Below are 24,187 nucleotides of genomic sequence, written 5' to 3'. Positions count from 1 at the left end.
CGCTCAGCCCGCGAACCCCACCACCAGCCAGATGAACGCCACCCCGGCGACCGTGCAGAGCAGTGTGGAGCGGGCCGGATGGTCGTGGTGGGCCTCGGGAAGGATCTCGGCGGCGGCGAGGTAGAGCAGCACTCCGCCGAAGAAACCGAGATAGCAGCCGAGCGGCTGCTCCGGAAGAGTGAACAGCAGGGTCGACGCCGCGCCCACCACCGGAGCCAGCGCGTCGGCGACCAGCATCGCCACCGCCTTGCGGCGGGCGTTCCCGTACAGGCTGGTCAGGGTGTAGGTGTTGAAGCCGTCGGCGAAGTCGTGGGTGACCACGGCGATGGCCACGGCGGCGCCCATCCCACCGCCCACCTGGAAGGCGGCGCCGATGGCGACGCCGTCCATCAGGCTGTGGCCGACCATCGCGGCCGCCGCCGTCAGACCGACCTGGGGCACCCGTTCCTCCGCCGCCCCGTGCGCCGTCTGGCGCACCGCGAGCAGCCGTTCCACCAGGTGCGCGGCGAGGAACCCGGCGACGAACAGCAGCAGCGCCGCCGGTACGCCGAAGATCTCGCCGCCCGCCGCGCGCAGCGCCTCGGGCAGCAGGTCGAGCCCGACCACGCCGAGCATCAGGCCGCCCGCCAGACCCAGCACCAGGTGGCGCCGGTCGGTGACGCGCTGGGCCGTCCAGCCACCGACCAGCGTCATCAGGAACGCGCCGAGCGCGACGAAGACCGCCATGGGCCCTTGCTAGCCCATGACACCCCGGTCCCGCACGTCAACATGCGAACCCGGCAGGAGAGGACCCCGTCCCCATGACCGCTGCCGGTGCCGGCCCGGCGCGTATGCCGAAGGAGCCCGCGGCGCCGTCCGCGCGGCTCGTCGTGGGCGTCGGTGCCTCCCGGGGTGTCCGCGCCGACGAGGTCCTCGGGCTGATCTCGTCGGCCCTGCGGGACGCCGGGCTCTCGCCGCTCGACATCGCCGAGCTGACGACCCTGGACACCAGGGCCGGTGAGCCGGGGCTGGTCGCCGCGGCCGCCCGGCTCGGCGTGCCGCTGCGCACGTACGGCGCCGCAGCGCTCGCCCGGATCGGGGTGCCCCATCCGTCGGACGCCGCACGGGCCGCGGTCGGCACCCCTTCGGTCGCGGAGGCGTCCGCGCTCGCCGGCGGCGGCGAACTGCTCGTCCCGAAGCGGAAGTCGGCGACGGCGACCTGCGCCGTCGTACGCCGGGAGCAGCCGGGTCCCGGCCCGGCGGTCCGGTTCGCACCGGCCGGCAGCGCGGCGAACGCCGGAATTCCACAACAGCCCCACGTCCACCCTGATGACGAGGGGCAACTCCTTCACCACCATGGCAGTCATGCGCCCACACACTGAAGTCCATGATCTTCGGCACCACGGTGATGCGGAGGTACGGGACTGCGGCCCCGGCGGCCTCACCGACCTCGCGGTCAACGTCAGGGCGGGCACTCCCCCGCCCTGGCTCAGGGACCACATAGCCGGGTCGCTCGGCGGCCTGGCCGCCTATCCCGACGGGCGGGCCGCCAGAGCCGCGGTGGCCGCCCGGCACGGCCTGCCGGTCGAACGGGTGCTGCTGACGGCCGGCGCCGCCGAGGCTTTCGTGCTGATCGCCCGCGCCCTGCGCGTACGCAGACCTGTCGTGGTGCATCCGCAGTTCACCGAACCGGAGGCCGCGCTGAGCGACGCCGGGCACACGGTGCGGCGGGTGCTGCTGCGGGCGGAGGACGGTTTCCGGCTGGACCCGGCGGCCGTCCCGGAAGCGGCGGATCTGGTGGTGGCCGGAAATCCGACCAACCCGACATCCGTCCTGCACCCGGCCGCGACACTCGCCTCCCTGGCGGCGCCCGGCAGGCTGCTGGTGGTCGACGAGGCCTTCATGGACGCGGTCCCCGACGAGCGCGCTTCACTGGCGGACCGTACGGACGTGCCCGGCCTGATCGTGCTGCGCAGCCTCACCAAGACGTGGGGGCTCGCGGGGCTGCGGATCGGCTATGTACTGGCCGATCCGGAGACCGTCGAACTGCTGGCGCACGCACAGCCGTTGTGGCCGGTGTCCACGCCGGCGCTGGCGGCAGCCGAGGCATGCTCCGCGGCTCCCGCGCTCGCCGAGGCGGCGCTTGCCGCCCACGCCATCGCGGCGGACCGCGCCCATCTGCTTGCCGGGCTCGCGGAGTTCGACGAAGTGCACACGGTCGAGGCAGCCGAGGGTCCCTTCGTGCTCGTCCGGATGGAGCGCGCCGACGAGGTGCGTGAGCGGCTGCGCCGGCTGGGCTTCGCCGCCCGCCGCGGTGACACTTTTCCGGGGCTCGGGCCCGAGTGGCTGCGGCTCGCGGTTCGCGACCGCGCCACCACCAACCGGTTCCTGCAGGCACTCGACCAGGCGCTGAGCGGGGTCTGCGGCTGACGTGCGGGTGGTTCGGTCCGGGCCCCGTAGCGCGGCTCGACGGCCGCACCCCCCTCCGGTGCGGCCGTCGCCCCTGCTCCCCCCTGTCCCCCGTTCCCCCCTGCTCCCCCGTCCCCCTGCTCCCCCGCTGGAGGCCGTGCCCCCGTGTCCGGCCCCGGCTGTGTCAGGCCTTGCTGCGGCTCCGGCCGCGTGCCACCGCGACCGCGCCGCCGCCGGCCAGGACCAGGGCCACGGCACCGCCCGCGATGTACGGGGTGGCCGAGCTGCCGCCGGTCTCCGCCAGGTTCTCCTTCTCCGGCTCGGCTGCGGGCTTCGGGTGCGCCACGGTCTGCTCCTTGACACCGGGGGCGGGCTGCGCCGGGCGACCCGGCGGGGCCGCCGCAGGCGACTCGCAGGTCGCCTGTGCGAGAGTGACTTCCCCCTCCACATCCGCGACGTTGAGTTTCAGCGGATTGACCGACACCTTGAGCTGGAGCGCGGTGGCAGCCGCCGTACGGGATGTCGTGCCGGTCTTGGAGAGGCCGAGCGTCACATCGCCGACCGCGGGCACCTGGATCCGGGTCGTGCCACCGGCCGTGAGCGTGATCTTCTTGCCGAGGACCGTCACATGGCCGAGTACGTTCGACTCGGCGTGCGGCCGCTCACCGGCCTCGCAGACCGCCTTCGACGTGACCTTCTCGACCTCGATCAGCGACAGCAGCGGCAGCCCGGGGACATGGACCGACGCGCGGGCGATGTTGGCGTATCCCTCCGCCCTGTGCCGGTCGGCCGTCGCACTGGCGGTGGCGACATCGGCGCGCAGCAGACTGAACGGGCGGCCCTTGTCCACGCCGTCCAGCTTCGCGGTCAGCGCCGTCTTCTCCGCACTGGCCGGGGCGTGCACCTCGTTGAGCGCGACCGTCAGCGGCACATCGACGGTCTTGTTGAGCAGCGAGACGTCGAGCCCGGTCCTGAGCACGACAGCGCTCGCCTTTCCGACACTGCCGGTGGTCGCCTGCGCCGGCGCAGCGGCGAGGAGCGCCGCGGGGCCCGCGGTCAGCGCGGCGGCCACCAGGGCAGTGGCCGTGCGGCGTGCGGGCATGCGGAAGGTGTTGCTGTTCAAGGCGGTGGAACCCCCACAAGAGACATGACGTCGCCGGGGGCGCGTGCCACGGGGACTTCGTGGCTGCGCCGGCGACCGAGACACCGGAATCTTTACGCACTGCGGGTGAACGGTCAGCGACCTGGCGTGAGTTCACTCCAAAGTGGTGTTTCCGTGTCTGCATTCGAATCCTGAGGCACGGGCGTTCCTCCAGTCCCCCGTTTCACCGCCCTGGAGGTGGTGCGCCGGTGGTCCCGCAGGGCGCGCACCGGGTGCCTCAACGAGCGTCGGCGCCCTCACGTCACGCCCGGTCAACCCGGCGCCCCTCGGGGCGTCAACGCGGCGCCCCGCGTCACCTCACCCCACCGGGCGCCCGTCCAGCACCACCTGGTGCGGCGCCGCCAGCACCCGTACGTCCTCCCGGGGATCCTCCCCGTACACCACCAGGTCCGCCGGGGCGCCCTCGACGAGGCCCGGCCTGCCCAGCCACGCGCGGGCGCCCCAGGACGCCGCCGACAGCACGTCCGGCACCGGGATGCCCGCCTTCACCAGCTCCGCAGCCTCCTCGGCGACCAGTCCGTGCGGCAGCGAGCCTCCGGCGTCCGTGCCGACGTAGACCGGGATGCCGGCGTCGTAGGCGGAGCGGACGGTGTCGTAGCGGCGCTCGTGCAGCCGCCTCATATGGGCCGACCAGCGCGGATACTTGGCGTCGCCGCCCGCGGCGAGGTGCGGGAAGGTCGCGATGTTCACCAGCGTCGGCACGATGGCGACCCCCCGCCCGGCGAAGAGCGGGATGGTCTCGTCGGTCAGTCCGGTGGCGTGTTCGATGCAGTCGATGCCTGCCTCCACCAGGTCGCGCAGCGAGTCCTCCGCGAAGCAGTGGGCGGTGACCCTCGCGCCGAGCCGGTGCGCCTCGGCGATGGCCGCCTCCACCTCGCCGCGCGGCCAGCAGGCGGACAGGTCGCCGGTCTCCCGGTCGATCCAGTCCCCGACGAGTTTGACCCAGCCGTCTCCGTCGCGGGCCTCCCGCGCGACGTATTCGACCAGGTCCCCGGGCTCGATCTCATGGGCGTAGTTGCGGATGTAGCGGCGGGTGCGCGCGATGTGCCGGCCGGCCCGGATGATCTTCGGGAGGTCCGTGCGGGCGTCGATCCAGCGGGTGTCGGACGGCGATCCCGCGTCGCGCAGCAGCAGCGCTCCGGCCTCCCGCTCGCTGAGCGCCTGCTTCTCGCTGGTGGCGTCGTCGACAGCGCCGTGTGCGTCGAGTCCGACGTGGCAGTGCGCGTCGACCAGGCCCGGCAGCACCCACCCCCGCACGGTGACGGCCTCCGCGGCCGGGCGTACGAAGGTGATCCGCCCGCCGACCACCCACAGCTCGTCCCTCACGTCCTCGGGCCCGACCAGCACCCGCCCCTTCACATGCAGCACCGTGTGATCGCTCATGCGGCGAGCCTAACGACGGGTCACGGCCGGACGGGAGGGGCCCGGGGGCCCGCTCAGTACCATCGGACCGGCAGCCCGAACGAACTCGCGAAGAGAGCACCGCCGTGACGCACCCCTTCCTTGACCTCGCCCCGCTCACCCCCGCGCACTTCGCCGCGATCGAGCGGCAGGTGGCCTCGCTGCTCGGTACCCGGCAGGACATCGTGATCATGCAGGGCGAGGCGCTGCTGCCGCTGGAGGGGTGCATCCGCTCCGGCGCCAGGCCGGGCTCCACCGCACTCAACGTGGTCACCGGGCCTTACGGCCAGACCTTCGGCAACTGGCTGCGGGACTGCGGGGTGACCGTGGTCGATCTGGCCGTGCCGTTCCACACCGCGGTCACCGCCGGCCAGGTACGGGAGGCACTGGCCGCCCACCCGGAGACCGACTTCGTCTCCCTCGTCCACGCGGAGGCGGCCACCGGCAACACCAACCCGGTCGCGGAGATCGGTGAGGTGGTCCGGGCCCACGGGGCGCTGTTCATGCTGGACGCGGTCGCTTCGGTGGGCGCTGAGCCGCTGCTGCCGGACGCCTGGGGGGTGGACCTCTGCGTGATCGGCGCGCAGAAGGGGATGGGCGGACCCGCCGGGGTCTCGGCCGTCTCCGTGAGCGAGCGCGCCTGGCAGCGTTTCGCGGAGAACCCGCGGGCCCCGCGCCGCTCCTACCTGTCGCTCATCGACTGGAAGGAGCGCTGGATCGACGGGGGGCGCACCGCGCTCCCGCACGCGCCCGCCCAGCTGGAGATGCTGGCGCTGCAGGCCAGCCTGGAGCGGATCGAGGCGGAGGGCCACGAGACGGTGATGGGACGGCACTCCCGGGCCGCCGCCGCCACCAGGGCCGGGGTGCTGGCCCTGGGCGGCGGGCTGACGCCCTTCGTGCACGACGCGCGGGACGCCGCCCCGGTGGCCACCACGCTCCGCACCCCGGCCGGGGTCGACGCGTCCGAGCTGGTCGCGAAGGCCCTGGCGGCCGACCCCGCGCTGCCGCTGATCGCGGGCGGCGGGGCGCTGGCCGCGGAGATGATCCGGATCAACCACTACGGCCGGGACGCCACCGAGGACGTGGTGCACTCCTCGCTCGCGGCACTGGGTGCCGCGCTGGGCGGGCCGGGGGCGACGGTGGATCCGGAAGCCGCCCGCGCCGCTGTGACGCGGGCCTGGCAGCTCGGCTGAGCCGCCGGCCCCTCCCACACGGCGGTGGCTGTGCGCGGTCGACCGCGCACAGCCACTAATCAAGAGAATTAGAGAAAGCGGAATTCTGGCATTTACCAGTACTACCGACTTTCTTCTGCCCGCTTTCCGGCAGCCTAAACGCTAGATTCTCCACAGCTTCGACCAGCGGTTTTCGGACATGGGTCATGGAGGTTACGCACATGTGACCGACCCCACACCGCAGTCGTTTTGCCCGATAATTCCCGTACAAATCACTCATATTCGCGACCCCGACTGGCTGGACCCGCGCCCGCGCGATAGCATGAATGCCACTTTTGGCCAACCCCGCGCCAGAATGCATTTTTTGAATTTGCTGGGTAAATTTCCTTTACATGACCGCCGCGCAAGAAGACCTTGTACGTGCCCGTAGCGAATTCCAGGAGATAGACACCCCACGAGTGGAGGACGGGGCCGCGATCTGGCGTATCGCCCGCGACTCCGAGGTGCTGGACCTCAACTCCTCGTACAGCTACCTGCTGTGGTGTCGCGACTTCGCCGCGACCTCCGTGGTGGCGCGCGACTCGGCCGGTGCCCCCATCGGCTTCGTCACCGGATACGTGCGCCCCGACCGCCCCGAAGCCCTCGTCGTCTGGCAGGTGGCCGTCGACCAGGCCGCCCGCGGCCAGGGCCTCGCCGGTCTGCTGCTGGACGCCCTGACCGCCAAGGTCACCGCCAGGGGAGTGGTTCGCGAGCTCGAAACCACCATTTCCCCCGACAACACCGCGTCCGACCGCCTGTTCCGCTCGTTCGCAGAGCGTCACGGGGCAGCAGTGGAACGTGAAGTGCTCTTCGACGGCGGACTGTTCCCCGAAGGGACGCACCAGCCGGAAGTGCTGTACCGCATCAGCCCCGTCTCGGCCTGACTGACATCCCTCACCCCAGGAGACTTGCTGTGACCATCACCCCGCCCGCCCTGAGCGTCTTCGAGACCCTTGAGTCCGAGGTGCGCAGCTACTGCCGCAGCTGGCCCGCCGTGTTCGACCACGCACAGGGCAGCTACCTCCACGACGAGGACGGCCACACCTACCTCGACTTCTTCGCCGGAGCCGGATCACTCAACTACGGCCACAACAATCCGGTGCTCAAACGGGCGCTCATCGACTACATCGAGCGCGACGGCATCACCCACGGCCTGGACATGGCCACGACGGCCAAGCGCGCCTTCCTGGAGTCCTTCCAGAATGTGATCCTGCGCCCGCGTGACCTGCCCTACAAGGTGATGTTCCCCGGCCCGACAGGCACCAACGCCGTCGAGTCCGCACTCAAGCTGGCCCGCAAGGTCAAGGGCCGCGAGTCCGTCGTCTCGTTCACCAACGCCTTCCACGGCATGTCGCTCGGCTCGCTGGCCGTGACCGGCAACGCCTTCAAGCGGGCCGGCGCCGGTATCCCGCTGGTTCACGGCACTCCGATGCCGTTCGACAACTACTTCGACGGCCAGATCCCGGACTTCCTCTGGTTCGAGCGTCTGCTGGAGGACCAGGGCTCGGGTCTCAACAAGCCCGCCGCCGTGATCGTCGAGACGGTCCAGGGCGAGGGCGGCATCAACGTCGCACGCGCCGAGTGGCTCCGTGCGCTGCAGGACCTCTGCCACCGCCAGGACATGCTGCTGATCGTCGACGACATCCAGATGGGCTGCGGCCGTACCGGCGGCTTCTTCTCCTTCGAGGAAGCGGGCATCACCCCCGACATCGTCACCCTGTCGAAGTCGATCAGCGGCTACGGGATGCCCATGTCGCTCTGCCTCTTCAAGGGCGAGCTCGACGTGTGGGAGCCGGGCGAGCACAACGGCACCTTCCGCGGCAACAACCCGGCGTTCGTCACGGCCACCGCCGCGCTGGAGACGTACTGGACCGACGGGCAGATGGAGAAGCAGACGTTCGCCCGCGGCGAGCAGGTCGAGCGCGCGCTGCTCGCCCTCGTCGAGGAGAACGACGGCGCCGGCGTGAGCTTCCGCGGCCGCGGTCTCGTCTGGGGCATCGAGTTCGAGGACAAGCCGCGTGCCACGGCTGTCTGCCGCCGCGCCTTCGACCTCGGACTGCTCCTGGAGACCTCGGGTCCCGAGAGCGAGGTCGTGAAGCTGCTGCCGCCGCTGACCGTCTCCCCCGAAGAACTGGACGAGGGCCTCAGCATTCTGGCCCGTTCCGTCCGCGAGACCGCCTGACGTACAGCGCACCAGTTACACAGAAAGGCTCAAGTCACAGTGATTGTCCGATCATTCAAGGATGTCGAGGGAACCGACCGCCATATCAAGTCCAAGTCGGGGACCTGGGAGAGCAAGCGCATCGTGCTCGCCAAGGAGAAGGTCGGCTTCTCCCTGCACGAGACCATCCTGTACGCGGGAACCGAGACGTCGATGTGGTACGCCAACCACATCGAGGCCGTGCTCTGCACCCAGGGTGAGGCCGAGCTCACCAACGACGACACCGGCGAGGTCCACTGGATCGAGCCCGGCACCATGTACCTGCTCAACGGGCACGAGAAGCACACCCTGCGTCCGAAGACCGACTTCCACTGCGTCTGCGTTTTCAACCCTCCGGTCACCGGACGGGAGGACCACGATGAGAACGGCGTATACCCGCTGCTGACCGAGGAGGCCTGAAGCCATGACCGAAGTACTGTCCAACATCCGGGCGGATCTCTACCCCACCCGCGGCGCGAGTGAAGTGACCACCCCCCGCCAGGACCCGGTGGTCTGGTCGCAGCCCGGTACGCCGGGCCCGGTGACTCAGCCGGATCTCCAGGGCTACGAGCGGGACGGTTTCCTCACCGTCGCCGACCTGCTCACGGACGACGAAGTGGCGCTCTACCGTGCGGAGCTGGACCGGCTCGTCGCCGATCCGGGCGTCCGCGCCGACGAGCGGTCCATCATCGAGCCGAAGTCCCAGGACGTACGGTCGGTCTTCGAGGTGCACAGGCTCAGCGAGGTTTTCGCCCGGCTGGTGAGGGACGAGCGGCTGGTGGACAGGGCCCGGCAGATCCTGGGTTCGGACGTCTACGTCCACCAGTCCAGGATCAACGTCAAGCCCGGCTTCGGTGCCAGTGGCTTCTACTGGCACTCGGACTTCGAGACGTGGCACGCCGAGGACGGCCTCGCGAACATGCGGACCGTGTCCGTCTCGATCGCGCTGACCGAGAACTTCGACACCAACGGCGGCTTGATGATCATGCCGGGTTCGCACCAGCACTTCCTGGGGTGCGCGGGCGAGACGCCGGAGGACAACTACAAGAAGTCGCTCCAGATGCAGGACGCGGGCATCCCGTCGGACGCCGCGCTGACCCGGATGGCGGACGCGCACGGCATCAAGCTCTTCACGGGCCGGGCCGGTTCGGCCACCTGGTTCGACTGCAACTGCATGCACGGTTCGGGTGACAACATCACTCCGTACGCCCGCAGCAACGTCTTCATCGTGTTCAACAGCGTGGACAACGCGGCGGTGGAGCCCTTCTCGGCTCCGATCCGGCGGCCCGACTTCATCGGGGCGCGGGACTTCACTCCTGTGAAGTGATCCGAAGTACGCGGGAGGGGGACGGCACGGGGTGCCGTCCCCCTCCCGCGTATGCCGGCGCCTCTGCCGGTCAGCCGGTGAGTGCGGGGTAGTCGGTGTACCCCTTCTCGTCCCCGCCGAAGAAGGACGACGGGTCCGGGGTGTTGTACGGGCCGCCCGCCTTCAGCCGGGCCGGCAGGTCGGGGTTGGCGAGGAACAGCGCGCCGTACGAGATGAGGTCGGCGATGCCGTCCTCGATCACCGAGAGCGCTTCGGGGCCCGTCACGCCCTCGGTGAACACGTTGAGCATGACCGTGCCCGAGTACTGCTTGCGCAGGGCCAGCGTCAGCGGGCGGATGTCCTGGCCCTCCAGCACATGCAGATAGGCCAGGCCCAGCGGCTCGATCTCCCGGGCCAGTGCCAGGTACGTGGCGTCCGGGGCGGGCTCCTCGATGCCGTTGAACGGGTTGGCCGGGGAGATCCGCAGTGCCGTCCTGGAGCCGCCGATCTCCGCGGCGACCGCGCGGGTCACCTCGACGGCGAAGCGGATGCGGTTCTCCTCGGAGCCGCCCCACTCGTCGGTGCGCAGATTCGTGTTGGGCGCGAGGAACTGGTGGATGAGATAGCCGTTGGCGCCGTGCAGTTCGACGCCGTCGAACCCCGCGTCGACCGCGCCCCTGGCCGCCGACACGAAGTCGGCCACCGTCGCGCGGATCTCGTCGCCGGTCAGCTCGCGCGGCTCGATGAGGTCCTTCGGACCGACGTGTGTGTAGACCTGACCGGGCGCGGCGACCGGCGACACGCCGACCGGACTCAGCCCGTCGGGAAGCAGCACCGGGTGGCCGATCCGGCCCGCATGCATGATCTGGGCGAAGATCCGGCCGCCCCCGGCATGCACCGCGTCGGTGACCTTGCGCCAGGAGGCGACCTGCTCGGCGCTGTGCAGACCGGGCGTCGAGGGATAGCCCTGGCCGATCACCGACGGCTGGATGCCCTCGGTGATGATCAGTCCGGCCGATGCGCGCTGGGCGTAGTACTCGACGGTCAGATCCGTGGCGACACCCCCGTCCCCGGCCCGGCTGCGGGTCATCGGGGCCATGGCTATCCGGTTGGCGAGCTCGGTGCCCGACAGGTCGATGGGATCGAACGCGGTGGTCATGGAGCCCTCCGAAAGATGTGTGGTCGGCCAAGTAACTGCCGGGCCTCACTGTAGCTCATTACTTGGCCGACCAAGGTAATATCGCCCCATGACATCGCCCATGACATCGGAAGACCCTGCCTGTACCGAGCCGGACCGCCTGCCCGCCACGGCCCGCTGCGGTCCCGTGAGTCACCTCGTCATGCGGATCGCGCGGCTGCACCGCACCGCGGCGGGCAGACTGCTCAAGGACCTCGGGCTCTACCCGGGACAGGAGGTGCTGATGATGCGCCTCTGGGACGCGGGGGCCGTGCGGCAGTCCGAGCTGATCAGGGTGCTGGACGTCGACCCCTCCACCGTGACCAAGATGCTCCAGCGGCTCGAACAGGCCGGACACGTGCGCCGCTCCCCCGACCCGTCGGACCGGCGGGCGGTCCTGGTATCGGCGACGGACCGCAGCTGTGCGCTGCTGGGCGAGGTCGAGCAGGCCTGGGCCACGCTGGAGGACCACACACTCGCCGGCCTCGACGAGGGCGAGCGCGGGGAACTCGGGCGGCTCCTCTCCAAGGTCGAGTCCAATCTGTGCACGGAGACGGACGGCTGTCCCGCCCCCCGGTGCTGACCGGGCCGGGTCCGGCCGGTCAGCCGGCGAGTACGTCGAGGAGGCGGTCGACGTCGGCCGCCGAGTTGTAGAGGTGGAAGGCGGCGCGCAGATTGCCCGCGCGGTCGGAGAGCTCGACGCCCGCCCGCCCGAGTTCGTCACGGCGGTGGCCGAGTCCCGGCGCCGAGACGATCGCCGAGCCCGGCGCCGCGAGGACGGGCTGTCCGATCCGGTCGAGGCCGGCGCGGAAGCGGTCGGCGAGCGCGACGTCGTGGTGCCGGACCTTCTCGGGGCCGATCTCCTCGATCAGCGCGAGGGACTGCCGGGCGCCGGCGTACGAGAAGAGGCTCGGGCTCTCGTCGAACCGCCGCGCGGAGTGAGCGAGTTCGGCCACCGGCCCGTAGCAGCTGTCCCAGGGCTCCTCCCCCGCGACCCAGCCGGCGAAGACGGGGGTCAGCCCGCCCAGGTCGTCGGGGACGACCAGGAAGCCCACCCCGCGCGGACAGGTCAGCCATTTGAAGGCGACGGCCACGGTGTAGTCGTTCCCTGCGGCGTCGACCGGAAGCCACCCCGCCGACTGCGAGACGTCCACCAGCGTCCGGGCGCCGTGGGCACGGGCCGCGGCCCGGATCGCCGTCAGGTCGGCGATCCGGCCGTCGGCCGACTGCACGGAGCTCACCGCGACGAGCGCGGTGCCCGGACGCACCGCGTCCGCCAGCGACTCCAGCGGCGCGGAGCGCACCTCGATGTCGCCGCGCACCACGAAGGGGTTCACCACCGAGCTGAAGTCGCCTTCCGCGACCAGGACTTCGGCGCCCGCCGGAAGCGATGCGGCGATCAGTCCGGTGAAGACGGCGACGGACGCCCCGGCCGCGACACGGGAGGCCGGGACCCCCGCGATCCGGGCGAAGGAGGCGCGGGACGCCTCCACATCGGCGAACATGTCGGTCGGCCTGCCCGTGGCCGCCGCCGCCACCGCGGTGTGCATCGCGGTGACGGTGCGGGCCGGGAGCAGGCCGCTGCTCGCGGTGTTCAGATACGTCATCTCGGGCGCGAACTCGGCGCCTGCCAGGTTCAGGGTCTCCATGGTCTCCACTCTGCGGCCCCGGCCGGTCCCCGTCCATGGCGCAGAACTGCCGGGTTCCGCAAAGCAGGACTTATGGAACAGCGCTGACCTGCGCTTCCTCCCTCCCGTGGGGGAGCGGCTCAGTCACCGGCGTACGCCACCACGTCGATCTCGACCAGTATGTCCATGAGCTCCGAGCCCACCGTGGTGCGCACCGGGTACGGGGCGGTGAAGAACTCGCCGTACGCAGCGTCGAAGCCGGCGAAGTCGCGGTGCAGATCGGCCAGGTGCACGGTCACCTTGACGACGTCGTCCAGGGCCAGCCCGCGCTCGGCGAGCACCGCCCGGACATTGCGCAGCGCCTGAGCGGTCTGCTGTCCGACCGTGCCGGGCAGCTGCCCGGTCACCGGGTCCTGCGGGCCGAATCCAGCCGTGTACAGAAACCCTCCGGCCAGTACGCCCTGGCTGTACGCCCCGGCGGGCCGGGGCGCGTGGGCACTGCTCACGGCCCGCTCGGCGCTCCGCTCCCCCCGCTGTCCGGGTGCCGTCTGCTGTTCGGGTGCCGGGCTCATCCGGTCAGGTCCCCTTCCCGCTCGTTGACACCGGCGAAGTGGCGCAGCTTCTCCTCGTCCACGCTCACGCCGAGGCCGGGCCCGGTCGGGACGCGCAGCCGGCCGTCCTCCAGGTGCAGTGGCTCGATGATGTCGTCGGCGTGCAGGTAGTACATGCTGTCGATCGCCCGCGAGAGCACCGGCGTACTGGACACCACGGCCAGGTGCGCCGCGGTCGCTATGCCCAGCTCGCCTCCGCTGTGCAGATTCATACCGAGCCCGAACGTCTCGCAGTGGGCGGCAAGCGCCTTGGTGGCGGCGATACCGCCCCACTTGTAGACGTCGCCGTGGATCACGTCGACGGCGTTCAGCCGCATGGCCGGGGCGAATTCCTCGAAGCGCACGACGCACATATTGGTGCACAGGGGGATCCGGACCTTGGCGTGCACCTGGCTCATGCCCTCGATGCCCACACAGGGGTCCTCCAGGTACTCCAGATCGAGCTCCTCCAGGGCGATCCCGGCACGCACCGAGTCGGGGACCGACCAGGCCGCGTTCGGATCGACCCGCAGATCGACCCGGGGCAGGGCCTCGCGCACGGCCCGGAGTATGGCGACGTCACCGGCGACGTCCCTGGTCCCCTTGAGCTTGACCGCGCTGAAACCGCCTTCCGCCACCACCCGTGCGGTGTGCTCGGCCAGCGCCTGCGGCAGTCCTTCGGCGCCCACTCCGGGCGCGTCGGCCCGGGTCACCAGCGCGGTGATGGGGACCTCGTCGCGTACCGGGCCGCCGAGCAGATCCGTGACCGACTGCCCGGTGGCCTTGCCCATCGCGTCCCAGCAGGCCACGTCCAGGGCGGCGATGGCCGCGTAGCCCAGGTAACCGTGGAAGAAGGGCACCATGTGCTGTTTGCGGTGGAAGCTCTCCAGGGCGAACGGGCTGGTGCCGATCAGGTCCGCTGCGAGCGCTTCGACGATCGCCGCGACGGGGCGGCCCCACATGGTCTCGCCCCAGCCGTCGACGCCCGTGTCGGTGCGGATGCGCACCACTGTGCGCGTCTCACCCGTCTTGGTCTCGAACGAGCTGGTGAACGGATTGACCAGCGGAAGGTTCACGACCCATACGTCGACATCAGTGATCTTCATGTCTCTCTGTCTCTCCTCGGGGTCTTGCCTGGTTCAGCGGCTCAGCGGTTCAGCGGTTCAGCGGGAGGCCACGTCGAACGCGCGGATCGCACGGGCCAGTCCGACGGCCCGGTCGTCGAGAAGCCGGGCCCCGCTCTCCGCGTCGGCTCCTGACGCGTCGTCGGTCGAACCGCCGACCCGCTCCCATTCGCCGTGGCGCTCCACCGTCAGCCCCGGGTACGGGGGGTTGTCGAACAGCGGCGGGGGGTCGACGGGCGGACGGGCGGGTACCGGTGTGCGGACGAGATCCGGACGGGCCGCCAGCATCAGCGAGGTCTCGAACCAGCCGGCGTGCCCCGGGGTCACCTCGGGCCTGCCCCCGTCGTCCGCGCCCGATGTGACGGTCCAGTACGAGCAGGCGGCGACGGTCACGTCGGAACGCAGCGCGAACCGCTTCACGGCGAGGCGCATGATCTCGTCGTTTCCGCCGTGTCCGTTCACCACCATGATCCGGCGGTATCCGCTGGTCACGAGCGATTCCAGGATGTCGTCGAGCACCGCGCCCAGGGTGGCGGCGGAGAGCGAGACAGCGGCGGCGAACAGATGGTGCGGGCTGTGCCCGAAAGGCAGGGCAGGGAGCCTGACCAGTTCCGGCACGTCCCCTTCCGCGTCGAGCAGGGCACCGGCCCGGTCGATCACCGCCTCGGCGAGCAGCGTGTCGGTTCCCATCGGCAGATGTCCGGCGTGCTGCTCCTGGGACCCGATGGGCAGCAGGGCGATGCCGTGCTCACCGGCGGCGCGCACCTCGCCCCAGGTCAGTTCGGTCAGCCGGGCCTGCCCGGTCGGTTGCAGTTGGCTCACAGCGCTACCTCCTCGAAACTCCGCCGTGGCAGAGTCGGTGCATGGTGCAGAGACGTTCTCCGTTGCGGTTGGTGCCCGAGCCCGCGCCGGCCCCCCTCGTGGCCGGCGCCCGGCGGACGCTCGGCGCGGTGGAGCTGGTGCCCGGCCGGATCACGGCAGCCGTCCTGACGATGTCGGGCGCCGTGCTGGAGCGGGCGGAGGCCACGTACGACGCGGACACGGCGACCCCACGGGACATCGACGCCGCACTGGCCGGGGCGGCCCAGGTGTTCGCCGGTCATGAGCCGGAGGGGGTCGGAGTGGCGGCCGCCGGTCTCGTCGACCCGGACGCGGGTCTGATCACCGAGGTCAACGACGTTCCCGGGCTGCACGGCTACCCGGTGGCCGCCCGGCTGGGCGCGCTGACGGGGCTGCGGGTACGGGTCGAGCACCGGGCCAGGCTCCAGGTGCTCGGCGACCGCTGGTTCGGCGCGGGGCGCGGGCGTCGCACCTTCGCCTCGGTATCCACGGGCGAGGTGCTGGGGGTGGGCATCCTCTACGACGGTGAGGTACTGGCCCCGCCGGGTGGGCGCAGCGGCGCCCATATGACCGTGTCGGCCAGCGGCGATCCGTGCACCTGTGGGCGCCGCGGCTGCTGGAAGACCGTGGCCACCACCCGCTGGCTGCGGGAGCGCTCGCGCGGGGCCGGGCTCGGCGACGGGGTTTCGCTGGCCGCGCTGGTGGAGCGGACGGACGGACCGGCTCGCCGGGTCGTCGAGGAGTACGCGCGGAACCTGGCCCTGGGCCTGGTCAATGTGCAGCAGCTCTTCGCCCCCGGGCTCTTCGTGCTGCACGGCGAGGCGCGGGAGGGCGGCGAGCGGTTCCGGACGATGATCGAGGAACGGCTGCGGGCCGACAGCGCCGACGGGGCGTCGGCGGCTGCGGAGCGGCCGAGGGTGTCGGTGAGTGCGGCGGCCGTGGACGATGTGGCGCTGCTCGGCGGTGCCGGTCTCGTCCTGTCGCATCTGTAGGCCGGCCGGCCGCGGGGCGGCGCCGCGCGTGACGGCGGACCGCGGCCGGGCGGTCCGCACGGTGGCGGGCGCCGCGGCTGTCCCGGTCACCGCGGCACCGTCCCGGCCGCGTCGTCCCCCTGCCGCGCCGGGCGGCGCGCGGTGCGCGGGTCCGGGTCGGGCACCGCGTCCAGGAGCCGGCGGGTGTACTCGTGCCGGGGGCGCCGGAACACGTCGGCGGCGTCGCCGACCTCGACCAGGGCGCCCCGGCGCATCACGGCGACCCGGTCCGCCACCTGGCGCACCACGGCGAGGTTGTGCGAGACGAAGACGTACGTCAGGCCGAGCCGCTGCTGGAGCTCCGCGAGCAGGTCGAGGACCCTGGCCTGAACCGATACGTCCAGCGCGCTGGTGGGTTCGTCGAGCACCACGAGCCGGGGCTCGATGGCGAGCGCGCGGGCGATCGACACGCGCTGGCGCTGGCCGCCGGAGAACTCGTGCGGATAGCGGTCCTGGATGCCCGCGTCCAGACCTACCGCCTCCAGGAGTTCGCCGACGCGCTCCCTCGTGCGGGCCCGGCCACGCCGGCCACGCGCGGCCGGATCGTGGGTGACCAGTGGCTCGGCCACGATGTCGGCGATCCGCATCCGCGGGTTCATGCTGGAGTAGGGGTCCTGCAGGACGACCTGCATCTCACGGCGTACGGAGCGCAGTTGGGCCGCGGTGAGCGTGCCGAGGTCCTGTCCCGCGAACCGCACGCTGCCGGCGGTGGGTTCGATGAGCCGCAGCAGCAGCCTGGTCAGTGTGGTCTTGCCGCACCCCGACTCACCCACCAGGGCCAGGGTCTCGCCCTCGTACACCGCCAGCGACACGTCGTCCACCGCGACGCTCACCGGCCTGCCGCCGAACTCCTTGCGCAGACGGTCGAGTTCGAGCAGCGGGCGGTCTTGACCGCGGTGCGCGCCGGGGCGCGGGCCGGAGTCTGTGCCGGGCTGCGCCTGGCCTGTTCCGGATGTCATGCCGGCTCCAATCGGGGGGTCGCGTCCAGGAGCCGGCGGGTGTAGTCGTCCGCCGGGTGAGCGAAGACGTCGAGGACGCCGCCGGTCTCCACGACCCTGCCGTGGTTCATGACGGCGACCCGGTCGGCGGTCTCGGCCACCACTCCGAGGTCGTGGGTGATGAGGACGACGGCCATGCCGTGCCGTTGCCGGAGCTCGACGAGGAGATCGAGGATCTGCCGCTGCACGGTGACGTCCAGCGCGGTGGTCGGCTCGTCGGCGATGAGGACCCGGGGCCTGCCCACCAGGGCGGTCGCGATCATCACGCGCTGGCGCAGTCCGCCGGACAGCTCGTGCGGGTACTGCCGGTAGCGGTGTTCCGGGTCGGGGATGCCGACCTCGTCCAGGGCCGCGACGGCGGCCTCCCGGGCACGGGCGCGGGACACCCCCTGGTGGTGCCGGAGCACTTCGGCGACCTGGCTGCCGACGCGTTGCAGCGGGTCGAGGCTGGTCATGGGGTCCTGGAAGACCATGGCGATGTCGTGTCCCCTGATCCGCCCGAGTTCCTTCTCGGGGAGCGCGAGCAGGTCGCGGCCGTCGAAGAGGATCTCGCCGCCGCTGTAGACGCAGGGCGGCGCCGGATTGAGGCGCAGCACGGAGAGGGCGGTGGCCGTCTTCCCGCTGCCGGACTCCCCGACCACCGCGAGAGTCTCGCCCGCGCGGACCTCCAGCGAGACGCCCCGGACGGCGTGCACGGTGGAGCCTTCGAGCCGGAAATCGACGCTGAGGTCGTTGATGCGGAGCAGTGGCTCCGCCTGACTGGGTTTCATCGGCGGTACGCCTTCGGGTCCGCGACGTCGCGCAGGGCGTCGCCGGTGATGTTGACAGCGAGCGAGGTGACCATCAGGGCGACTCCCGGGAAGACCGCGAGCCACCAGGAGGTGCCCAGGTAGAGCTGTCCGTCGGAGAGCATCGAGCCCCAGGTGACGGTCTCCTTGGGGACCCCGAGCCCGAGGTAGCTCAGGGACGCTTCCGCGACGATCGCGGCGGCGACGTGCAGGGTGCCGATGGTGGCCAGGGGCGCCATCACATTGGGCAGCAGATGGCGGCGCATGATGGTGGCGTCGGTGACTCCGATCGCGCGTGCCTCGGTGATGAAGTCGCGGGAGCGCAGCGACATGACCTCGGAACGGACGACCCGGGCGTAGGAGACCCAGCCGGTGAAGCCCAGCACGAGGATCACGTACCAGAGGCCGGAGCCGAGGAAGCCGACGATGGCCAGCGCCAGCAGAATCGCCGGGAAGGCGAGCTGGACGTCGGCCAGCCGCATCAGTACGCGGTCGGTCCAGCCTCCGAAGTACCCGGACGCGAGGCCGACGGCCGTGCCGATGACTCCGGCGAGCAGCGCGGCCCCCGCGCCGACGAGGAGCGAGACCCGGGTGCCGTAGACGACCCGGGACAGCATGTCCCGGCCCAGCTGGTCGGTGCCGAGGAGGTGGGCGCCGCTGCCGCCGTGCTGCCAGGCGGGCGGCCTCAGACGCAGCAGCAGGTTCTGCGCGTTCGGGTCGCAGGGGGCGATGAGCGGGGCGAACACGGCGGCGATCAGCATGATGGCGAGTACGGCCAGGGCGACGACGGCGAGCCTGTTGCGCAGCAGGGCGCGCAGCGCGGCGGATCCGGGGCCGCGGCCCGGCGCCGTGGGGTGAGCGGCCTGCGGGGTGGCGGTGGTCTGGCTCATCGGGATGACCTCACCCTCGGGTCGAGGAAGCTGTAGGAGAGGTCCACCAGCAGGTTCACCACGACGAAGGTGGCGGCGAAGAAGAGCACGGTGGCCTGGACCAGGGGGAAGTCCCGTTTGGAGATGGCCTCGATGGTCAGCTGTCCGACACCGGGCCAGGAGAAGACCTGTTCGGTGAGGATCGCGCCGCCGAGCAGGCTGCCCACTTCGAGCCCGACCACCGTGATCACGGGCAGCGATGCGTTGCGCAGCCCGTGCCTGAACACCACCTTGAGCGGGCTGAACCCCTTGGCCCTGGCGGTCCTGATGTGGTCGGAGGAGAGCACGTCGATCAGCGAGGACCGCAGCAGCCGCGCGACCACCGCGATGGAGTAGACGGCGAGGGTGACCGAGGGCAGGACGAGGTTGGCGAAGGTGCCGTATCCGGACGCCGGAAGCGCGTGCAGTCCCACGGCGAAGACGAGGATCAGCAGGATGCCGACCCAGAAGGGCGGTGTGGACTGCCCGAGCAGCACTCCGGTCATCACTCCGCGGTCGGAGGCCCGGCCGCGGCGCATGGCCGCGAAGATCCCGGCGGGTACCGCGACGACCAGGGTCACCACCAGTGCGGCGCCCGCGAGTTGGAGAGTGGCGGGCAGCCGGTCGGCCAGCACGGTCCTGACCGGCTCGTTGTAGAAGAGGGAGTTGCCGAAGTCGAGGCGGGGCAGCCCCCACAGGAAGTCCAGGTACTGGCTGAACAGTGGCCTGTTCAGGCCGAGGCTCGCCCGCAGCACGGTCTCCTGGTGGGCGGTCGCGTCCGGCGGGAGGAGCTGTTTGACGGGGTCGCCGGAGAGCCGGACCAGGAAGAACGAGACGGTCGCCGTGCACAGCAGGACGAGCAGCGCCGTGCCCAGCCGGACCAGGACGCCGCGCAGCAGCCGGGTCCGGTCGCGGACGGAGCGGGCCGCCGGGCGGACCGCCGTCGTGTCCGGTTCCCGGAGGGACAGGTGGCTCATACCGTGACCTCCGCGTTCTGCATGGCCAGCGAGCCCGCGGCGCCCGGCTTCCACCGGGGCCGTTCGTTGCGGGCGAGGATGTTGTCGAGCTGGTAGAGGAAGACGAAGGGGGCCTGCTCGCGCATCAGCCGCTGGAGGTCGGAGAAGGCACGGGCGCGTTCGGCGGGGTCGACCGACAGCTCCTCGGTGTCGATGAGCCGGTCGGCCTCCTTGGAGTGCCAGCGGCTCTGCCTGCGGTCGCTGCGCACGACGGACTGGAGCATGCTCTCGCCGTCGAGGGTCCATACGGTGCTCGCGGCCAGATACATCGGGCCGAGCGCGCCGTGATCGGCGGAGGTGAGCCGGGCCGCGTACGTACCGGGGTCCAGGAGCGCTACCCGGGCGTGCACCCCGGCATCGGCCAGGAGTCCCGACAGCGCTTCGGCCACATTGGAGTCGATGTTGGACGCGGTGAGCGTGGTGGAGAAGCCGTGCGGGTATCCGGCGTCGGCGAGCAGCGCGCGGGCCTTCGACGCCGAGCGGGTGAAGGGTTTGACGGACGGGTCGAAGCCGAAGGCGCCGCGCGGGATCATCGCGGGGACCTCACGGGCCTTGCCGCCGAGCACCGCCTTGATCAGCAGGGGGACGTCGATCGCGTGGTTGAGCGCCTGCCGCACCCGGTGGTCGCCGAGCGGACCTCCGTCCAGGGTGTTCAGCGAGAGGTACGAGGTGCGGATGCCGGGATAGCTGTCCAGCGTCACCCCGCCGTATCCCTCCAGCTGCTGGGCGGCGTCGGGGGTCAGCCCGGCGACGAGGTCGACGCCGCCGCTCTGGAGTGCCGCCAGTGACGAGGAGGGGTTGGGCGCCGGACTGAAGACCAGCTCGTCCACGTCCGGCCGTCCCTCCCAGTGCCCGGGGTTGGCCCGCATCCGCAGCTGGTGGTCGCGCTGCCAGCTGACGAAGGTGAACGGACCGGTACCGACGGGGTGGTCGGCGAAGCCCTCGTCCCCGGCCTCGGCGATATAGCGCGGCGGGACGACCACACCGCCGAACAGGGAGAGCTTGTCGGGCAGGATCGGGTCGTGCAGCGTGGTGTGCACATCCACGGTGAGCCGGTCGACGACGCTCACGTTCTTCACGTAACGCAGCTCGACGATGGGCGACTTGGTCGCCGGGTCGAGCAGCCGCTCGATGCTGAACTTCACGGCTGCCGCGTCGCAGGGCTCACCGTTGTGGAACTTCACACCGGGGCGCAGCCGGAATCGCCAGGTCCGTTCGGAGCGGGCCGTCCAGGAGAGCGCCAGGCGCGGGTGCAGCTTGTTGTCGCGGCCTCGGGTGGTGAGCGTGTCGAACATGTTGATCAGGGCGTTCATCGACACCATGTCGCCCTGTTTCTGCGGGTCCATGGTCGTGGCGTCGCCGGGCTGCGAGACCCGCAGGACATTGCCGGCGCTGCTCGCGGGGTTGGCGCCACACCCCGTCAGGAGAGCAGGGGCGGCGACGGCCGGAACCAGCAGACCGCCGAGCCGCACCACGTCGCGGCGGGACGGGTGCTTGCGGTCCGCGACCCACCCCTGACGTATTCGTTCCATTGAACAACACTTCCGTTCCGGAAGATGGAATGCGATGGGGTTAAGCTAGGCCCCATGCCGAACACGGTCAACACCCGATCGAGCGAGCAGGAGCCCGGGAAGGGCCCCGTCGACAAAGCCATGGAGGTACTGGAGGCGCTGGTACAGGCGGGCGGCCCGCACCGCCTGGGCGAGATCGCCCGGCGCACCGGGCTCACCAAACCGACGGTCCACCGCCATCTGCGGACGATGGCCGATCACGGCTTCGCCCAGCCGGCCGAGGGCGGCAGTTACCGTGCCGGACCGCGGCTGCTCGGCCTGGCGGCGGCCGCGCTGGACGCCGGTGACGACCTCCGGCTGGTCCGTCCGGCACTGGCCGATCTGCGCACCCGCACCGGCCAGTTGGCCTACTACGCCGTACGGGACCGGTCCGCCGCCGTGCACCTGGAGCTCTCGGAGCCGGTGCGCGGCTACCGGCTGAGCACCCGGCCCGGCGGCGAGACACCGCTGTACTGCACGGCGGTGGGTCTCGCGATGCTCTCCGCGCTGCCGGACGCGGAGGTGCGCGCGGCGCTCGACGACGCCCCGCTCACCGCGCGCACCTCCCGCACCCTCACCGGACCGGGCGAGATCCGGGCCGAGTTGCGCCGTACGGCGGAGCGGGGCTACGCGGTGGACGACGAGTACCACGAGCAGGACGTCCGCGCGGTGGCCGCGCCGGTGACGGACGGGGACGGGCGGGTGGTGGGCGCGATCGGCATCTCCGGGCTCACCTTCACCCTCGACCCGGAGAGCGCCGAACTGTTCGGACCGATGGTGCGCGCGGCGGCCCGCACCGTCTCGGCCGGTCTCGGCAGCAGCGGACCGGCGCTCGGGATCGTCGCCGCTACGGCGGTGCGGGACGGTGGGCGGACATGAGCGCGGCGGACGTGAGCCCGGCGGGCGCGACGGCACCGGGCGGCGGCCCGCCGGACCCGGGCCCCGCGGGCACCGGCCGGCCGGCCCGGTTGCTCGACGAGGGGCGGGAGCGCCGGGTCTACTCGGCGGCGGCCTGGTCGGTCGGCACGGCGGACGGGCCGCTGGACCGGGGCTGGACCGGCACCAGGAGCTGGACAGGCCCGGCGCTGGACGGCGGCGAGCTGTGGGATCTGGCGTCGGTGACGAAACCGGTCGCGGGTCTCGCGGTGATGGCCCTCGTCGATGACGGCGTACTGGCGCTCACCGACACCGTCGGCACACATCTGCCGGAGTACCGGGGAGGGGACAAGGCCGGCCTGACACTCCATCAACTGCTGACCCACACATCGGGGCTGCCGGGGCAGGTGCCGCTCTACCGGGACAACCCGACGCGCACGGCGCTGCTGGAAGCGGTACGGACCCTGCGGCCGACCGCGCCACCGGGCGCCCGCGTCCAGTACTCCTCGCAGGGCTTCATCCTGCTCGGGCTGATCGCGGAGGCCGCCACCGGCCGCCCACTCGACCGACTGGTCGCGGAACTGGTGTGCGCACCGCTGGAGTTGAAGGACACCGTCTTCAACCCCGACGCTGCGGGCCGGGCGCGCGCGGTCGCCACCGAGGACTGCCCCTGGCGCGGCCGGGTGGTCACCGGCGAGGTGCACGACGAGAACGCCGCGGTGCTCGGCGGGGTGGCCGCCCACGCCGGTCTGTTCGCCACACTGGAGGACATGGAGCGACTGGGCCGGTCACTGGCGGGCGGCGGCCGGGAGCTCCTTCGGCCCGGCACGTTCGCCCTGATGACAGCGGGACACACGGACGGCCTCCCGCAGCGCAGGGGGCTCGCCTGGCAGGGCCAGGACCCGGTCGGCTCCCCCGTCGGCGATTCCCTCGGGCCCGCTTCGTACGGACACACCGGATTCACCGGCACCAGCCTCTGGGTCGACCCGGCGACCGGCCGCTACTCGGTGCTGCTCACCAACCGGGTGCACCCCAGCCGGGAGGGGAACGGCATCACGGCGGTGCGCCGCGCCTTCCACGACGCGGCGCACGCGCTCGGCGGCGGGTGATCCCCGCGGCGGCCGGGCCCGGGGCGGTCAGGCCCGGTCGCCGGGCGCCGGGACCTCGCACCCGTCGGGGCCGCAGACCTCCCCGTCGCCGCTGAGCGTCGCCAGCCGGGGCTTGGCGTCCCAGGCCTGGCCGAGCGCCTGGGTGAAGACCTCGGCCGGCTGGGCCCCGGACACACCGAAAGCACGGTCCAGGACGAAGAACGGCACCCCGTTCGCGCCGAGTTCGGCCGCCTCGCGTTCGTCGGCGCGTACGTCGTCGGCGTAGGCGGCGGGGTCCGCGAGCACCGCGCGGGCCGCGTCGGCGTCGAGGCCCGCCTCGGCGGCCAGTTCCACCAGATACGCGTCGCCGCCGTCGAACACGGACCGCTCGTCGGCGAAGTTCGCCCGGTAGAGCAGCCCGATCAGCTCGTCCTGCCGGCCCTGCTCACCGGCGAAGTGCAGCAGCCGGTGCATGTCGAAGGTGTTCCCGTGGTCACGGCCCTCCGTGCGGTACCCGAGTCCCTCGGCGCCGGCGTTGGCCGCGATGTTGTTCTCGGCCTCCTGCGCCTGCTCCGTGCTCATCCCGTACTTCTTGCTGAGCATCTCGATGACGGGCGCGGCATCACCCTTGGCCCGCCCCGGGTCGAGCTCGAAGGACCGGTGCACCACCTCGACCTGGTCACGGTGCGGGAAGCCGGCCAGGGCCTTCTCGAACCGGGCCTTGCCGACATAGCACCAGGGGCAGGCGATGTCGCTCCAGATCTCGACGCGCATGATCTTCATCTCTCCAGGGGTCGTACGGCGCAGGAGCTCCCTGCGCACCTGGTCAACATGCGCGCCGACCGGCACATTCCTGCACCGCGTCGTCAGCGGCATTCATACAGCCATCGCGCGGTCAGCTCTCC

At 71.6% G+C, this 24,187-nt stretch carries 24 protein-coding genes and 1 pseudogene; 11 read left to right on the top strand and 14 right to left on the bottom strand.

Annotation, left to right across the window (positions count from 1 at the left end):
• Window positions 1-3 precede the first annotated feature (3 nt).
• A complete protein-coding gene (locus OG584_RS27680; protein ID WP_405781831.1) occupies window positions 4-726 on the bottom strand; it encodes a ZIP family metal transporter in 723 nt (240 codons plus the stop codon).
• A gap of 74 nt (window positions 727-800) precedes the next feature.
• On the opposite strand from OG584_RS27680, the pseudogene OG584_RS27675 reads away from it, so the two are divergent.
• Together OG584_RS27675 and cobC are read left to right on the top strand one after the other, a co-directional pair.
• Window positions 801-1,235, top strand: a pseudogene (locus OG584_RS27675) (cobalamin biosynthesis protein); the annotation flags it as partial.
• 109 nt (window positions 1,236-1,344) lie between these two features.
• Window positions 1,345-2,409 (top strand): Rv2231c family pyridoxal phosphate-dependent protein CobC, encoded by a 1,065-nt coding sequence (cobC, locus tag OG584_RS27670; protein ID WP_405781830.1) that lies wholly within the window; start codon window positions 1,345-1,347, stop codon window positions 2,407-2,409.
• A gap of 163 nt (window positions 2,410-2,572) precedes the next feature.
• Here cobC and OG584_RS27665 read toward each other — a convergent pair whose 3' ends face one another.
• Window positions 2,573-3,511: an SCO1860 family LAETG-anchored protein gene (locus tag OG584_RS27665; protein WP_405781828.1), complete on the bottom strand. Its 939-nt coding sequence runs from the start codon at window positions 3,509-3,511 to the stop codon at window positions 2,573-2,575.
• Window positions 3,512-3,847: 336 nt separating this feature from the next.
• The gene (locus OG584_RS27660) at window positions 3,848-4,933 is read right to left on the bottom strand and encodes an amidohydrolase family protein (RefSeq protein ID WP_405781826.1); all 1,086 of its coding nucleotides are present in this window, start codon (window positions 4,931-4,933) and stop codon (window positions 3,848-3,850) included.
• A gap of 104 nt (window positions 4,934-5,037) precedes the next feature.
• Here OG584_RS27660 and OG584_RS27655 point away from each other — a divergent pair, with 104 nt between their 5' ends.
• From OG584_RS27655 to thpD, 5 genes are all read left to right on the top strand, one after another.
• Entirely contained in the window at window positions 5,038-6,144 is a 1,107-nt protein-coding gene (locus OG584_RS27655) for a pyridoxal-phosphate-dependent aminotransferase family protein (protein WP_405781824.1), read from the top strand.
• A gap of 371 nt (window positions 6,145-6,515) precedes the next feature.
• The gene (gene ectA / locus OG584_RS27650) at window positions 6,516-7,046 is read left to right on the top strand and encodes a diaminobutyrate acetyltransferase (protein ID WP_405781822.1); all 531 of its coding nucleotides are present in this window, start codon (window positions 6,516-6,518) and stop codon (window positions 7,044-7,046) included.
• A gap of 29 nt (window positions 7,047-7,075) precedes the next feature.
• Window positions 7,076-8,344, top strand: a complete 1,269-nt coding sequence (gene ectB, locus OG584_RS27645) for a diaminobutyrate--2-oxoglutarate transaminase (RefSeq protein WP_405781820.1) — start codon at window positions 7,076-7,078, stop codon at window positions 8,342-8,344.
• A gap of 39 nt (window positions 8,345-8,383) precedes the next feature.
• Complete coding sequence (locus OG584_RS27640; protein ID WP_328539463.1) at window positions 8,384-8,782, top strand: ectoine synthase; 399 nt, start codon at window positions 8,384-8,386, stop codon at window positions 8,780-8,782.
• 4 nt (window positions 8,783-8,786) lie between these two features.
• Window positions 8,787-9,689 carry an ectoine hydroxylase gene (gene thpD, locus OG584_RS27635; RefSeq protein WP_405781819.1) on the top strand — a complete coding sequence of 301 codons (903 nt, stop codon included), beginning with the start codon at window positions 8,787-8,789 and terminating at the stop codon, window positions 9,687-9,689.
• 70 nt (window positions 9,690-9,759) lie between these two features.
• Here thpD and OG584_RS27630 read toward each other — a convergent pair whose 3' ends face one another.
• Entirely contained in the window at window positions 9,760-10,827 is a 1,068-nt protein-coding gene (locus OG584_RS27630; protein WP_405781817.1) for an alkene reductase, read from the bottom strand.
• 88 nt (window positions 10,828-10,915) lie between these two features.
• Between OG584_RS27630 and OG584_RS27625 the strand changes: the two genes are divergently transcribed.
• Window positions 10,916-11,428: a MarR family winged helix-turn-helix transcriptional regulator gene (locus tag OG584_RS27625; protein ID WP_405781815.1), complete on the top strand. Its 513-nt coding sequence runs from the start codon at window positions 10,916-10,918 to the stop codon at window positions 11,426-11,428.
• Window positions 11,429-11,447: 19 nt separating this feature from the next.
• On the opposite strand, the gene OG584_RS27620 is transcribed toward OG584_RS27625, so the two are convergent.
• The 4 genes from OG584_RS27620 to OG584_RS27605 form a co-directional block, all read right to left on the bottom strand.
• Complete coding sequence (locus OG584_RS27620) at window positions 11,448-12,494, bottom strand: aminotransferase class V-fold PLP-dependent enzyme (protein ID WP_405781814.1); 1,047 nt, start codon at window positions 12,492-12,494, stop codon at window positions 11,448-11,450.
• 119 nt (window positions 12,495-12,613) lie between these two features.
• A complete protein-coding gene (locus OG584_RS27615; protein WP_405781812.1) occupies window positions 12,614-13,045 on the bottom strand; it encodes a RidA family protein in 432 nt (143 codons plus the stop codon).
• Entirely contained in the window at window positions 13,042-14,169 is a 1,128-nt protein-coding gene (locus tag OG584_RS27610) for a mandelate racemase/muconate lactonizing enzyme family protein (RefSeq protein ID WP_405781810.1), read from the bottom strand. The genes OG584_RS27615 and OG584_RS27610 overlap by 4 nt, the downstream gene beginning before the upstream one ends.
• Before the next feature lie 57 nt (window positions 14,170-14,226).
• Window positions 14,227-15,009: a creatininase family protein gene (locus OG584_RS27605; protein WP_405781808.1), complete on the bottom strand. Its 783-nt coding sequence runs from the start codon at window positions 15,007-15,009 to the stop codon at window positions 14,227-14,229.
• A gap of 41 nt (window positions 15,010-15,050) precedes the next feature.
• Between OG584_RS27605 and OG584_RS27600 the strand changes: the two genes are divergently transcribed.
• Window positions 15,051-16,019: an ROK family protein gene (locus OG584_RS27600; RefSeq protein WP_405781806.1), complete on the top strand. Its 969-nt coding sequence runs from the start codon at window positions 15,051-15,053 to the stop codon at window positions 16,017-16,019.
• An 86-nt stretch (window positions 16,020-16,105) separates the two neighbouring features.
• Here the strand turns inward: OG584_RS27600 and OG584_RS27595 are convergent, their stop codons facing one another.
• From OG584_RS27595 to OG584_RS27575, 5 genes are read right to left on the bottom strand one after another with little or no spacing between them, the layout of a single operon-like run.
• Entirely contained in the window at window positions 16,106-17,017 is a 912-nt protein-coding gene (locus OG584_RS27595) for an ATP-binding cassette domain-containing protein (RefSeq protein ID WP_405781805.1), read from the bottom strand.
• The gene (locus OG584_RS27590) at window positions 17,014-17,826 is read right to left on the bottom strand and encodes an ATP-binding cassette domain-containing protein (protein WP_405781803.1); all 813 of its coding nucleotides are present in this window, start codon (window positions 17,824-17,826) and stop codon (window positions 17,014-17,016) included. Before OG584_RS27590 ends, OG584_RS27595 begins: the two co-directional genes overlap by 4 nt.
• Complete coding sequence (locus tag OG584_RS27585; RefSeq protein WP_405781801.1) at window positions 17,823-18,734, bottom strand: ABC transporter permease; 912 nt, start codon at window positions 18,732-18,734, stop codon at window positions 17,823-17,825. The genes OG584_RS27590 and OG584_RS27585 overlap by 4 nt, the downstream gene beginning before the upstream one ends.
• A complete protein-coding gene (locus OG584_RS27580; RefSeq protein WP_405781800.1) occupies window positions 18,731-19,729 on the bottom strand; it encodes an ABC transporter permease in 999 nt (332 codons plus the stop codon). The genes OG584_RS27585 and OG584_RS27580 overlap by 4 nt, the downstream gene beginning before the upstream one ends.
• Window positions 19,726-21,300 (bottom strand): ABC transporter substrate-binding protein, encoded by a 1,575-nt coding sequence (locus OG584_RS27575; RefSeq protein WP_405781798.1) that lies wholly within the window; start codon window positions 21,298-21,300, stop codon window positions 19,726-19,728. The genes OG584_RS27580 and OG584_RS27575 overlap by 4 nt, the downstream gene beginning before the upstream one ends.
• A gap of 54 nt (window positions 21,301-21,354) precedes the next feature.
• Between OG584_RS27575 and OG584_RS27570 the strand changes: the two genes are divergently transcribed.
• On the top strand, window positions 21,355-22,197 hold the full coding sequence (locus OG584_RS27570) for an IclR family transcriptional regulator (RefSeq protein ID WP_405781796.1): 843 nt from the start codon (window positions 21,355-21,357) through the stop codon (window positions 22,195-22,197).
• Window positions 22,194-23,303, top strand: a complete 1,110-nt coding sequence (locus OG584_RS27565) for a serine hydrolase domain-containing protein (protein WP_405781794.1) — start codon at window positions 22,194-22,196, stop codon at window positions 23,301-23,303. The genes OG584_RS27570 and OG584_RS27565 overlap by 4 nt, the downstream gene beginning before the upstream one ends.
• Before the next feature lie 27 nt (window positions 23,304-23,330).
• On the opposite strand, the gene OG584_RS27560 is transcribed toward OG584_RS27565, so the two are convergent.
• A complete protein-coding gene (locus OG584_RS27560; RefSeq protein ID WP_405784315.1) occupies window positions 23,331-24,056 on the bottom strand; it encodes a DsbA family oxidoreductase in 726 nt (241 codons plus the stop codon).
• Window positions 24,057-24,187 lie beyond the last annotated feature (131 nt).

Source organism: Streptomyces sp. NBC_00859 (assembly GCF_045161865.1).
Classification (GTDB): Bacteria; Actinomycetota; Actinomycetes; order Streptomycetales; family Streptomycetaceae; genus Streptomyces.
This window is presented reverse-complemented; position numbering and strand designations above follow the sequence as displayed.